This is a genomic window from Haloferax sp. AB510 (genome assembly GCF_024136985.1).
Taxonomy (GTDB): domain Archaea; phylum Halobacteriota; class Halobacteria; order Halobacteriales; family Haloferacaceae; genus Haloferax.
In genome coordinates, this window is record NZ_JAMYJY010000118.1 from 1 (window position 1) to 11,009 (window position 11,009).

The 11,009-nt window shown below is 66.9% G+C and carries 14 protein-coding genes and 1 pseudogene; 10 read left to right on the forward strand and 5 right to left on the reverse strand.

All coding sequences use genetic code 11. The annotated features are described in order from the left end of the window. Together NKF06_RS17510 and NKF06_RS17515 are read left to right on the forward strand one after the other, a co-directional pair. Nucleotides 1–812 (forward strand): methyl-accepting chemotaxis protein (locus NKF06_RS17510; RefSeq protein WP_253246142.1); only part of this gene is annotated, 812 nt, incomplete at its 5' end. A 346-nt stretch (nt 813–1,158) separates the two neighbouring features. After that, nucleotides 1,159–1,656: a DUF5813 family protein gene (locus NKF06_RS17515; RefSeq protein WP_253246143.1), complete on the forward strand. Its 498-nt coding sequence runs from the start codon at nt 1,159–1,161 to the stop codon at nt 1,654–1,656. Nucleotides 1,657–1,700: 44 nt separating this feature from the next. On the opposite strand, the gene NKF06_RS17520 is transcribed toward NKF06_RS17515, so the two are convergent. Then, complete coding sequence (locus NKF06_RS17520) at nt 1,701–1,937, reverse strand: Lrp/AsnC ligand binding domain-containing protein (RefSeq protein WP_058826056.1); 237 nt, start codon at nt 1,935–1,937, stop codon at nt 1,701–1,703. 2 nt (nt 1,938–1,939) lie between these two features. Then, on the reverse strand, nt 1,940–2,623 hold the full coding sequence (locus NKF06_RS17525) for a TrkA family potassium uptake protein (RefSeq protein WP_058826057.1): 684 nt from the start codon (nt 2,621–2,623) through the stop codon (nt 1,940–1,942). Between the two features lie 108 nt (nt 2,624–2,731). Between NKF06_RS17525 and NKF06_RS17530 the strand changes: the two genes are divergently transcribed. Then, a complete protein-coding gene (locus NKF06_RS17530; RefSeq protein ID WP_004975609.1) occupies nt 2,732–2,965 on the forward strand; it encodes an Lrp/AsnC ligand binding domain-containing protein in 234 nt (77 codons plus the stop codon). Between the two features lie 12 nt (nt 2,966–2,977). On the opposite strand, the gene NKF06_RS17535 is transcribed toward NKF06_RS17530, so the two are convergent. Continuing rightward, the gene (locus NKF06_RS17535; RefSeq protein WP_058826058.1) at nt 2,978–4,024 is read right to left on the reverse strand and encodes a thiamine pyrophosphate-dependent dehydrogenase E1 component subunit alpha; all 1,047 of its coding nucleotides are present in this window, start codon (nt 4,022–4,024) and stop codon (nt 2,978–2,980) included. A 140-nt stretch (nt 4,025–4,164) separates the two neighbouring features. Between NKF06_RS17535 and NKF06_RS17540 the strand changes: the two genes are divergently transcribed. After that, nucleotides 4,165–4,485 (forward strand): hypothetical protein, encoded by a 321-nt coding sequence (locus NKF06_RS17540; RefSeq protein ID WP_008095861.1) that lies wholly within the window; start codon nt 4,165–4,167, stop codon nt 4,483–4,485. A 19-nt stretch (nt 4,486–4,504) separates the two neighbouring features. Here NKF06_RS17540 and tmk read toward each other — a convergent pair whose 3' ends face one another. Next, nucleotides 4,505–5,098: a dTMP kinase gene (gene tmk, locus NKF06_RS17545; protein WP_058826059.1), complete on the reverse strand. Its 594-nt coding sequence runs from the start codon at nt 5,096–5,098 to the stop codon at nt 4,505–4,507. 85 nt (nt 5,099–5,183) lie between these two features. Between tmk and NKF06_RS17550 the strand changes: the two genes are divergently transcribed. From NKF06_RS17550 to cofG, 6 genes are all read left to right on the forward strand, one after another. Beyond that, nucleotides 5,184–5,429, forward strand: coding sequence for a hypothetical protein (locus NKF06_RS17550; RefSeq protein ID WP_058826060.1), 246 nt, complete (start codon nt 5,184–5,186; stop codon nt 5,427–5,429). Between the two features lie 141 nt (nt 5,430–5,570). Beyond that, a complete protein-coding gene (locus tag NKF06_RS17555) occupies nt 5,571–6,476 on the forward strand; it encodes a complex I NDUFA9 subunit family protein (protein ID WP_253246144.1) in 906 nt (301 codons plus the stop codon). A gap of 211 nt (nt 6,477–6,687) precedes the next feature. After that, nucleotides 6,688–7,875 carry a tubulin/FtsZ family protein gene (locus NKF06_RS17560; protein ID WP_172795742.1) on the forward strand — a complete coding sequence of 396 codons (1,188 nt, stop codon included), beginning with the start codon at nt 6,688–6,690 and terminating at the stop codon, nt 7,873–7,875. After that, nucleotides 7,844–8,638, forward strand: coding sequence for a hypothetical protein (locus NKF06_RS17565; protein ID WP_058826062.1), 795 nt, complete (start codon nt 7,844–7,846; stop codon nt 8,636–8,638). Before NKF06_RS17560 ends, NKF06_RS17565 begins: the two co-directional genes overlap by 32 nt. A gap of 6 nt (nt 8,639–8,644) precedes the next feature. Further along, nucleotides 8,645–9,265, forward strand: coding sequence for a 2-phospho-L-lactate guanylyltransferase (gene cofC, locus NKF06_RS17570; RefSeq protein ID WP_253246145.1), 621 nt, complete (start codon nt 8,645–8,647; stop codon nt 9,263–9,265). A gap of 330 nt (nt 9,266–9,595) precedes the next feature. Then, on the forward strand, nt 9,596–10,762 hold the full coding sequence (gene cofG / locus NKF06_RS17575; protein ID WP_253246146.1) for a 7,8-didemethyl-8-hydroxy-5-deazariboflavin synthase subunit CofG: 1,167 nt from the start codon (nt 9,596–9,598) through the stop codon (nt 10,760–10,762). Between the two features lie 39 nt (nt 10,763–10,801). Here the strand turns inward: cofG and NKF06_RS17580 are convergent. Further along, nucleotides 10,802–11,009: pseudogene (locus tag NKF06_RS17580) on the reverse strand (hypothetical protein); the annotation flags it as partial.

The window sequence follows — 11,009 nt, forward strand, 5'->3', positions numbered from 1 at the left end:
GGGACGCGAGCGCCGCCGTCCACGACGAGATGGCGAACATCGACGCACGCGTCGCGGCCGCGGCCGAGGGCGTCGAAGCGCTCCGCGATGAGGTGGCCGACATCGGCGAGGTGGTCGACCTCATCGAAGACATCGCCGACCAGACGAACCTGCTCGCGCTCAACGCCTCCATCGAGGCTGCCCGCGCCGGCGACGCGGGCGCGGGCTTCGCCGTCGTCGCGGACAGCGTGAAGGCGCTCGCCGGCGAGACCGCCGACGCGACGACCGAAATCGCGTCGTCCATCGAGTCAGTCGAGGAGACGGCCGACGAGACGGTCGATGCGGTCAAGGCCGCCCGAGAGCGCGTCTCGCGAGGGTCCGAGGCGGTCGAAACCGGCGTTATGGCCATCGACGAGGCGGTCGACCGACTGGAGGAAGTCGACCATGGTGTCGCCGCCATCGACGAGGCGACCGCCTCGCAGGCGTCGGCCGCGCAGTCGGTCGCGCGCCTCGCAGACGAGGCCGCCGAAATCGCCGACGAGACACGGACCGAGGCGGCCGACGTGGCCGGCGCGGCCCACGAGCAGAACGACGCGATGGTCACCGTCGCCGGGAAGATGCAGGAGCTGTCGTCGACGACCGACGAACTGCGCGCGCTCGCGGACCGGTTCGAAGTACGCGAAACGGCGGAGCGAGACGCCGACGCCGACGCGGGCGAGTCCGGAGCCGAGGGCGATGCAACTGCGACGGCGGACGAGACGGGTTCCGAACCGATCTCGTCGCCGACGATGGCCGAGGCGTTCGAGACGACCGACGGCTTGGGCGAGGACTGACGCGGCCGCGTCGCTGGCGGATTGTTACTGCTTAGACATCGCTGGGGTTGGACATCGCTCGGGTCAGTCTGTTCGATTTCGAGCGCGCGCGACACGGACCGGCGGCTCTCGGATGTGAGTTTCGTGAGAAAGGGATAGGCAGCCGCACGGGAGCGGCCCGCGCGGCAAATGCCGCCCTAGATTGGTCCCCGCTGACGCTTCGGCCCTCCAAAGCGAAGCGTCACCTGAATGGAGTGCGGCGAGATACTTAAACGTGCCGCCATTCGTCCAAAACCGCCGCAGGCGGGCGATTCGAGGGCGCTCGCGACGCAACGGGCTTTTCTCCCGTCGGGACCTTCGTCCGGTCATGAGCGAAGACGACATCCCCGGTCGGGTCCGCCGCGCGTTCGGCGACCACGGGTCGTTCGAACCGGTCGACGACCGCACCTTCGAGTCCGTGACGACGCCGTTCGACGGCACCGTCAGCGTCGCGGCGCAGGAGAGCGGCCACGTCGAGTTCGGCGTGGAGGTCCGCGTCCCGATGCTCTCGGCGGTCGCCGACGACGTGGCACCCGTCGTCGAAGACGGCTGGTACGAGACGTTCGAACTCCGCCTCGAAGACGTGAACGGCGTCGTCGCCGGCGACCACGACCTCGAACCCGACGTGACTCGCGCGGGCGACGAGGCGGTCGTCCGGGCGAGTTTCGCCGACATCAACGAGCGCCGCGGCGTCGACGACGCCGGCGCGGTCATCGACTACGTCGAAGGCACGTTCGTCGAGGGAATCATCCCCGGCTACGACTACGGCGAACCGGTGACGAGTCTCATCCAGAGCGCGCGGGACACCGCTGGCGCGGGCTTCTGAGGAACAGCCGTTTAGGTTTAGAGACGCGCGGACTGCGCGCCGCCTCAGTCCATCGCGATGTACGTCTGGGTGTCTTCGATGCCCGACACCGACTGGATGCCGCCCGCGATGTCCTTCACGTCGGCGGGGGTGTCCACCTCGACTTTCACGATGAAGTCCACGTCGCCGGCGACAATGTGGGCGCTGACGATGCCGTCCGAGACGGCCAACAGCTCCTGTTTCAGCTGGTCGATGCCGTCCGAGACGGGCGCGGCTTTGACCATGATGTAGGCGTAGACCATCGTCACGCACCTCCCGCCGCGGTGACGACCTCGTCGCCGACGAGCAGCTGTCGCACGTCGTTGAGCACGTCGAAGTCCGCGAGGACGGCCACGCGGTCGCCCGTCTCCAGCGAGTCGTCGGAAAGCGGGATTCCCATCGGACCGTCTTTCTTCCCGAACGCGAGGACGCGGGCGTTCGCCGGGAGCGCAACCTCCTCGATACTGTAGCCGTTCATCGGCGACTCCTCCGTCACCGTTACGAGGATGACCTGCAGGTGTTGAGCGATGTCGGCGATGGCGCGGATAGACCCGCCGAGCAGCGCGTTCTTCGCGCCGATAGCGCCGAGGCGCTCGGGGTAGACGATTTCGTCTACCTCCTTCGCGTACTTCTGGTACACCTCCTCGCGGTAGTCCTCGTCGACCCGGAGCACCGTCCGACAGCCGAAGTGCTTGCCGATCATGCAGGCCGCGAAGTTCACGTTGAGGTCGGCGGTGAGCGCGCCGAGGGCGTCGGCCGCCTCGATACCGGCGTCGACGAGCACCTCCTCGCGGGAGCCGTCGCCTTCGACCACGTCGAAGTCTGCTTCGCGGGCCCGTTTGACCCGGTCGCGGTCCAACTCCACCAGGACGATGTCGTGGCCCTCCTCGCGGAGGACGCGAGCGGTGCGCAGCCCAACCCGTCCAGCACCAATGATAACGAACCGCATGATAGAGTGGTATGTCGGCGGAGGCAAATAACCTTCCCCCGATTCGACCGAAGGGGCCGCGCTCGGTCGAAGCAAGGCTTTTGACGACTGTGGTAGAATATATCACGCATGGTTCACGCGTTCATCATGGTGAAGACCGGAGCCGGCGAGTCGGAACAGCTTCTCGGTCCTATCCGCGACTTCGAGACGGTGACGGAGGCGCACATCGTCGCGGGCGCGTACGACATCATCGCCGAGGTCGACACCGACGCGGTCTACGAAGTGCTGAAGACGGCGTCGAGCCGCGTCCAGAGCTTAGAGGGCGTCGCCGACACGAAGACGTACATCTCGCTGGACGACTGAGGGACCGCGCGCTCAGCGCTCGATGTCGAACGGCCCGTTGCGCTCGACGAACGCGACGTGTTCCTCGCGCTGGCGGGCGAGCTCCGGCGGCAGTTCCTCGTAGACATTGTCGAACAGTTCGTCGGTCCCCGGTTCGGGCGTCGCCTCGGCGCGCTCAACGGCCTCGCGCAGTTCCTCGTCGGCGTCGTCACGCATGGCGTCGAGCGCCGCGTCGTCGACGACCTCCTGCTCGCGGCAGAACGACTCGAAGCGGTCGAGGGGGTCGCGCGTCCGCCACTCGGGGAGTTCCGGGTCGTCGTCGCGGTAGCGTGAGGGGTCGTCGGCGGTCGTGTGTGGGCCCTGTCGGTAGGTGAGGCTCTCGATGAGCACCGGCTCGCCGGCGCGGGCCTTCTCGAAGCCGCGCTCGACGGCCTCCCTGACGGCGAGGGGGTCGTTGCCATCGACCTGCATGCCGTCCATCCCATAGGCGTCGGCCTTCGCCGCGATGGACTCACTGGCGGTCTGGCGCTCGCGGGGGAGCGAAATCGCCCAGCCGTTGTTCTCGCAGAAGAAGACGACCGGCGCGTCGAAGACGCCCGCGAAGTTCAGCCCCTCGTGGAAGTCGCCCTCGGAGGTCGCGCCGTCGCCGAAGCAGACCAGCGCCCCGTAGTCGTCGCCGCGGTAGTTCGCGGCCATGCCGACGCCGGCGGCGTGGGGAATCTGGCTTCCGATGGGGACCGCCTGCGGGAACACTGGCACGTCGTGGTCCGAGTCGTACTCGGCGTGACCGCGCCGAAAGAGGAGGATGTCGCTCGGCGGCACGCCGCGGGCGAGTTGGAGGGCGTTCGACCGGTAGGTCGGCAGCAACACGTCGTCGTCGCGCATGGCGTGGGCGGCCCCGATTTGAGAGGCCTCCTGTCCGCGGAACGGCGGGTAGCCGCTCATCCATCCGCGTCGCTGGAGGGCGAGTGCACGCTCGTCGAACCGTCGCGCTCGAATCATGTCGCGGAGGGCGGCGCGGGCGTCGTCTGCGGTGAAACCCGTGTCGTCCAGCCCGCGCTCTGCGATGAGTCGGTGCATGGCGGTGAGTCACGGTCCTTCGTGATAAACGTCACCCGTCCGCGGGGTCGCCCCCGGCGGGCGGTTCGACCGACGGCGGCGTGGGTCGAGCGGGTCGCCGAGAGCGACAGGCCAAAGACCACCGCCTCCATAGGTCGGCTATGGTCTCGGTGGTCAACCTCGTGCTCATGGGCGCGGTCATCGCCCTCCACACGCTCATCGCGGCGGTTATGACCCGCTTTTTCCGCCTTCGACTGAAGACGCAGTGGGGCTACATCCTGTACGCCCTGTTTCTGATTCCGCTCGTGCTGTTCGTCTCGACGCTGGTGTTCTCCGGCGTGTTCGGCATCGGCGTTGACCTCGGCAGCCCCACCGCGGCACTCGGCGTCATGATAGGGATGCCGCTGGCGCTCGGGTTCACTATCGACACGCTCTACGTCCCGCCACCGGAGGAGTACGAGAACCTCCCGAACTCGCGGTGAGGCGTGAGCCGTTCGGTGCCTAGTTCTCCGCGAGAATCGCTTCGAGCGCCGCCTCGACGGCGTCGAGCACGTCCTCGGGCGACTGCGTCGCGTCGACGCGGACGAACCGCTCCGGTTCGGCTTCGATGAGTCGCTCATAGTTGGCGCGCACGTCCGCGAGATACGCCGCCTGTTCGAACTTGTTCGTCGCGCCGCTGCGCGCGGCGGCCGTCTCGGGGTCTACGTCGAGGTAGATAGTCTTGTCCGGCGGCCGAGTGAACGCCGTGTGGATTCCTCTGATGTATTCCATCGGGCGTCTGAGGTCGCTGTCGCGGAGCGAGGCGGCCTGATAGGCGTACCGCGAGTCGGAGTAGCGGTCGGAGATGATGAGGTCGCCGTCGGCGAGGGCCGGACGGACGACCCGCGAGAGGTGGTCCGCGTGGTCGGCGGTGAAGAGGAACAGCGTGGCGAGCGGGTCGGCGTCGTCGTCGGCGATAGCGCGGTTGACGGCCTCTCCGTACCACGAATCCGATGTGGGCTCGCGCGTGAAGACGGCGTCGGGGTACGCGTCGTGCAGCGCCTCCCAGACGGTCGTCTTTCCGCTCCCGTCGAGCCCTTCGAGCGTGACGAGCATACCCTACCAACTCGGCGCTCCGGAAAAAGCGCGCCGAAGCGAGCCGCCACAATGATAATGTCAACGCAAACCGATACGTGTACTAGTGCCTCCCACCTGCGAGTGGTGGGACGACCTCCTTCCGAACGAAAAGCAGTACAGCGTCGTCCGATTCGACGAGCGCGTTTCCCCGACCGACGCGTCGTTCGCGACGAAGCAGCACGAGGTCGACCACCCGAGCGATGCTCCCGACGAGTGCCCCGAGGCGGCCGAAGAGCTCGTCGTCTACGACCGAGTCGGTCGGATGGTAAAGCGCACCGACGGCTCGGTCGCGCCCTCGGTTCTCTTCTGAGCGGGTCGGGAAGCCGTCGCCGCGGGCCGGATAGTCGAACACGCCCGTTCGACCGGAACGTCGTTCCCATCGGAGCGTTCCCCGGCGAAATCGACCTCTATCCCCCGTTAGCTTTACCCTCATTCCGCCGAATATTACGCCATGAAAGTCCTTGTCCTCGGCGGAACCGGTTTCGTCGGTACCAACCTCTGCCGCGAGCTGCAGTCGCGGGGACACAGCGTGACCGCGATGTCGCGGAGTCCGAACAGCGAGGACCTCCCCGACGGCGTCGAGAAGGCGATGGGGGACGTGACGGACTACGACTCCATCGCGGGCGCGTTCGAGGGGAAAGACGCTGTCGTGAACCTCGTCGCGCTCTCGCCGCTTTTCAAACCGGACGGCGGCTACCGGATGCACGACATCGTCAACTGGCAGGGCACCGAAAACGTCGTAAAGGCCGCCGAGTCGCACGGCGTGTCACGACTCATCCAGATGAGCGCCCTCGACGCGGATCCCGACGCCGATACGGCGTACATCCGCTCGAAAGGCAAGGCCGAGAACGCGGTGAAGTCGTCGTCGCTGGACTGGACGATTTTCCGGCCGTCGATTATCTTCGGCGACGGCGCGGAGATTATCTCGTTCACGAAGCGGCTCAAGGGAATGTTCGCGCCCGGCGTCCCCCTGTATCCACTTCCGGGGAACGGGAAGACGCGCTTCCAGCCCATCTGGATCGACGACCTGACCCCGATGTTCGGTCAGGCGCTCGAAGACGACAGACACATCGGAGAGACCTACGAAATCGGCGGCCCCGAGGTGATTACGCTCCGCGAGCTGACCGAGATGGTCTACGAGTCGGAGGGCAAGTCTATCACCATCGTCCCACTCCCGATGCCGCTGGCCCAAGTCGGACTCACCGTTCTCGGGGCGGTCCCGGGGTTCCCGATGGGCGCAGACCAGTATCGGTCGCTCAAGATTGACAGCACGGTCCGAGACAACGATGCGGGGGCCTTCGGCGTCGACACGTCGTCGATGAAAACGTTCGAACGCTACCTCGCCGAACGAAACTGACGGAGAGTTAACCGTTCATCGAGGTTAGGAGGGTATGAACCGCGGCTCATTTCGCCGGTTTCAGGGGCTATCACGCTATAATGACTGATTAACACCTGTTCTGAGTCGCCGTTTTTCGGCGATAATCTGACGCTGGGAATACACTTCCTCATCACAACGCTTATGTCTGCGTTCGTACTGCAATTCACGCAATGGCGAGGGGACCGAACCTATGAAGCTCGCAATGATCGGATTCGGGCAAGCCGGGGGAAAAGTAGTCGACAAGTTCGTCGAGTACGACCGGGAACGCAACGCTGGAATCGTCCGCGCTGCGGTCGCTGTAAACTCCGCGAAAGCTGACTTGCTCGGACTGAAGAACATCCCGAAGGACCAGCGCGTCCTCATCGGCCAGTCCCGCGTGAAGGGACATGGCGTCGGTGCGGACAACGAACTCGGTGCCGAAATCGCCGAGGAGGACATCGACGAGGTACAGGGTGCCATCGACAGCATCCCTGTCCACGAAGTCGACGCCTTCCTCGTCGTGTCCGGGCTCGGTGGCGGCACCGGCTCCGGCGGCGCGCCGGTCCTCGCGAAACACCTCAAGCGCATCTACACCGAACCCGTCTACGGCATCGGCATCCTGCCGGGGTCCGACGAGGGTGGCATCTACACGCTCAACGCCGCGCGCTCCTTCCAGACGTTCGTCCGCGAGGTCGACAACCTCCTCGTGTTCGACAACGACGCCTGGCGGAAAACCGGCGAGTCGGTACAGGGGGGGTACGACGAGATCAACGAGGAGATCGTCAACCGATTCGGCGTGCTCTTCGGCGCCGGCGAGGTCAAAGACGGACAGGAGGTCGCGGAGTCCGTCGTCGACTCGTCGGAGATTATCAACACGCTCGCCGGCGGCGGCGTCTCGACGGTCGGCTACGCCTCCGAGGGCGTCGAACCGCGGAAGAACAAGGGCGGCGGCCTCCTGTCCCGGCTGACGGGTGGCGACGAGCCCGACGACAACCTCGACACCGCACACACAACCAACCGAATCACGAGCCTCGTTCGCAAGGCCGCGCTCGGTCGACTCACGCTCCCGTGTGAGATCGAAGGCGCGGAGCGCGCGCTGCTCGTCCTCGCTGGTCCGCCGGAGCATCTGAACCGGAAAGGCATAGAGCGCGGGCGGAAGTGGATCGAGGAGCAGACCGGTTCCATGGAAGTTCGCGGCGGCGACTACCCGATTCCGGGCGCGGGGAAGGTGGCGAGTGTCATCCTCCTGTCGGGCGTGACGAACGTCCCGCGCATCAAGGAGCTGCAGCAGGTCGCCATCGAAGCGCAGGATAACATCGAAGAGATCCGTCAAGAGAGCGATTCGAATCTGGAGAACCTCATAAACGATGACGAAGACGAACTGGAGTCGCTTTTCTAAGCTGGCGCTCGCGCTCGTCGTGCTCCTGTCGGCCCTCGCGGGCCCGGCAGGGGCGGTGAGCGTCGCGTCCGAGGACGTTCCCAACGAGGCGCAGGTCGGTTCACAGGTGACCGCGGCGGCCACCCTCGATGAACTGTACAGGAACCCGCAACTCGAATCGTGGACGCTCGCGGGCGAGACCGACCTGGAAGACGTGACGTGGACCGTCACGTACTACGACCAGACGGGCGCGAAAGTCGACCAGCAGTCCTTCGACGGGCAGAACTTCAGCGGCGCGCAAGTCGCCGCTGGCGACGGCACGAGCGAAGTGGAAATATCCGTGACGGGGACCGTCCCCGAGGTCGAGGCGTACTCCTACGACCCCGCGCAGACGTTCACGCTCATCTCGCTCGACCAGACCCGCGAAGGTGGCTCCAGTAACGATATCGACACGTGGACGGCCCACCACTACACCGAAGACAGCGCCGCCGCGCGCGCCGAACTCGATAGCGCGCAGGCCGCGATTCAGAGTGCGAGTGGAGCCAACACGCAACAAGCCCAGCAGACGTTCAACAACGCTGTCGAAGCGTTCAACGGCGAAGAGTTCAACCTCGCGACGAACCTCGCCAACGAGGCCGAGACCAGCGCGAACCAGGCACAGCAGTCGAGTCAGACGACCCAACTGCTCATCTACGCCGCGGGCGGCCTGCTCGTCGTCGCGCTCATCGCCGGTGGCTTCCTCTACTGGCGGTCCCAGCAGACGACCTACGACAAACTGGGCTGATTCTCAGTGCGAGTCGTCGTTCCCTTCGGGGGACGAACGCCGAAGACCCGACTCGCGCCGTTTTTCGACGCTGACGAGCGACGCGAGTTCGCCGTCTCGATGCTCCGCGACGTGCTCGACGCGATCCGCGCGGCCGACGGTGACCCGAGCGTCGTCGCTGACGCGCCCGTGTCGGTCGATGCGCCAGTCACTGTCGACGACCGGCCGCTCACTGAGGTCGTCGGCGACGAACTCGATGAACTCGGCGGCGACCCGGTCGCGGTCGTCATGGCCGACCTCGCGCTCGCGACACCCGCCGCGCTCGCGCGACTGTTCGAGACCGACGGCGACGTGGTCGCCGCGCCCGGCCTCGGCGGCGGAACGAACGCGCTCGTCGTCCGTCATCCCGACTTCTCGGTCGACTACCACGGCGCGTCCATCCTCGACCACCGGCGCATCGCCCGCGACGCCGGCTGTTCGTTCACGGAGGTGGATTCGATGCGACTCGCCGTCGACGTGGACGAGCCGTCCGACCTCGTCGAAGTGCTCGTCCACGGCGAGGGCCGCGCCCGCGAGTGGCTGGTCGACGCCGGCGTCCGACTCGAACGCGGGTCGGGCAGAGTCGAGGTCGTCCGCGAGCGCCGATAAGACCTTAATGGTCCACGATAAACATTGACTGGCGCGGTTGTCCGTCTGCCCGGCGGGAACTGAGGCAACGTGCGCCGCGCGCTTCCGCGTCGCGAAGACGACGTGGAAGTCGAAGTGGAGTCCGAACGTCGCGACGACGACGCGAGTCACACTCGCAACCAACTCGGGGCGAGCGCCTGACGGCGCCTCGGACGGGCCGGAGACGTGTCTGGCACCAACTATCCGGTCCCGAGCTCGACTTCCGTTTTCCTGTCTCTCCGTGCGATCCGACCCGCTGCCGTATCGGCCGCGAGTGACACGCTTTTAGTGGCTCGTCACGCACCGGGAGATATGTTCGCGGGTGCCGACGAGTACGGAGTCGACCTGACTATCGACGACGCCGACGTGGAGCGACTGCTCGCCGTCACCCCCGACGACGCCGACGCGCCGGCGGCGCTTTCGTTCTCGCGGAACGTATTCATCCCGCTGACGACCGCCTGCCGGTACACCTGCACCTACTGTACCTACTACGACGTACCCGGCGAGGCGACGCTCATGTCCCTCGACGAGGTCCGCGAGACGGTCCGCACGGGCGCTGACGCGGGCTGTACGGAGGCGCTGTTTACCTTCGGCGACGCCCCCGACGAGCGCTACACGGAGATTCACCGCCAGCTCGACGAGTGGGGCTACGACGATATCCTCGATTACCTCGCGGCGGCCTGCGAGGTCGCGCTCGACGAGGGCCTGCTCCCGCACTCGAACCCCGGCGACCTGACCCGCGAGGAGTTCGCCGACCTCGCGCCCCTGAACGCCAGCATGGGCGTGATGCTGGAGACGACCGCCGACGTGGCAGCCCACTCGGGCAACCGGCGGAAGACGCCGGGCCAGCGGCTCAACACCATCCGCGCCGCGGGCGAAGTGGGCGTTCCCTTCACGACGGGCATCCTCGTCGGCATCGGCGAGACGTGGCGCGACCGGGCCGAGAGCCTGCTCGCCATCCGCGCGCTCCACGAGCGCTACGGCCACGTACAGGAGGTCATCGTCCAGAACGTCGTCCCCAACGAGCGGTCGAACTACGAGCGCCCGTCGCTCGACACGATGCGTCGGGTCGTCGCGATGGCGCGGGTCGCGCTCCCCGAGGAGGTGTCGGTGCAGGTGCCGCCGAACCTCTCGGCGGCGGCCGACCTCGTTCCCTGCGGCGTCGACGACCTCGGCGGCGTCTCGCCGGTCACGGACGACTACGTCAACCCCGACTACGAGTGGCCGGCGCTCCGGGAACTCGCCGACATCGCCGACGAGGCAGGCGTCCCGCTCCGCGAGCGACTGCCGGTCTACGAGCGGTTCCTCCCCGACGAGGGGCGCGGTCCGACGGACGAGGCCGGCGGCGCGCGCGGAACCGAGCGGGACCGCGAGTGGCTCCGCGACCCGATTACCGACCGGCTCAGCGCCGACGACGTTCACGGGCGACGGTTTCGGAACGTCGCGCGCGGCGACGGTCCGCTGTCGGTTCCGCGGTGAGAGCCGCCCTGCTACCCGTCGGCCGTTCGGTGTCGCGTTCTACCGACGCCGAACGAGAACAGAGTAGAGCGCGACGAGCGCGGCGGTCACCGCGGGCGCGCGCCCCGAGAGCTGCGGCACGCGTTTTCTGACGAGTGTGTAACCGACGCCGACGGCGAGGCTGGCGAGGAGAACCCCTCGCGGGCCGTCGCCGAGCGTCAGGAGGCCCGGAACCGAGAGCGCCGCGGCGAGCGCGAGGTCGCCGGGC

Excerpts from the sequence above, each read along its gene's own strand:
- NKF06_RS17515 (WP_253246143.1), top strand. The coding sequence starts at position 1,159 with ATGAGCGAAGACGACATCCCCGGTCGGGTCCGCCGCGCGTTCGGCGAC.
- NKF06_RS17520 (WP_058826056.1), bottom strand. The coding sequence starts at position 1,937 with ATGGTCTACGCCTACATCATGGTCAAAGCCGCGCCCGTCTCGGACGGC.
- NKF06_RS17525 (WP_058826057.1), bottom strand. The coding sequence starts at position 2,623 with ATGCGGTTCGTTATCATTGGTGCTGGACGGGTTGGGCTGCGCACCGCT.
- NKF06_RS17530 (WP_004975609.1), top strand. The coding sequence starts at position 2,732 with ATGGTTCACGCGTTCATCATGGTGAAGACCGGAGCCGGCGAGTCGGAA.
- NKF06_RS17535 (WP_058826058.1), bottom strand. The coding sequence starts at position 4,024 with ATGCACCGACTCATCGCAGAGCGCGGGCTGGACGACACGGGTTTCACC.
- NKF06_RS17540 (WP_008095861.1), top strand. The coding sequence starts at position 4,165 with ATGGTCTCGGTGGTCAACCTCGTGCTCATGGGCGCGGTCATCGCCCTC.
- tmk (WP_058826059.1), bottom strand. The coding sequence starts at position 5,098 with ATGCTCGTCACGCTCGAAGGGCTCGACGGGAGCGGAAAGACGACCGTC.
- NKF06_RS17555 (WP_253246144.1), top strand. The coding sequence starts at position 5,571 with ATGAAAGTCCTTGTCCTCGGCGGAACCGGTTTCGTCGGTACCAACCTC.
- NKF06_RS17560 (WP_172795742.1), top strand. The coding sequence starts at position 6,688 with ATGAAGCTCGCAATGATCGGATTCGGGCAAGCCGGGGGAAAAGTAGTC.
- NKF06_RS17565 (WP_058826062.1), top strand. The coding sequence starts at position 7,844 with ATGACGAAGACGAACTGGAGTCGCTTTTCTAAGCTGGCGCTCGCGCTC.
- cofG (WP_253246146.1), top strand. The coding sequence starts at position 9,596 with ATGTTCGCGGGTGCCGACGAGTACGGAGTCGACCTGACTATCGACGAC.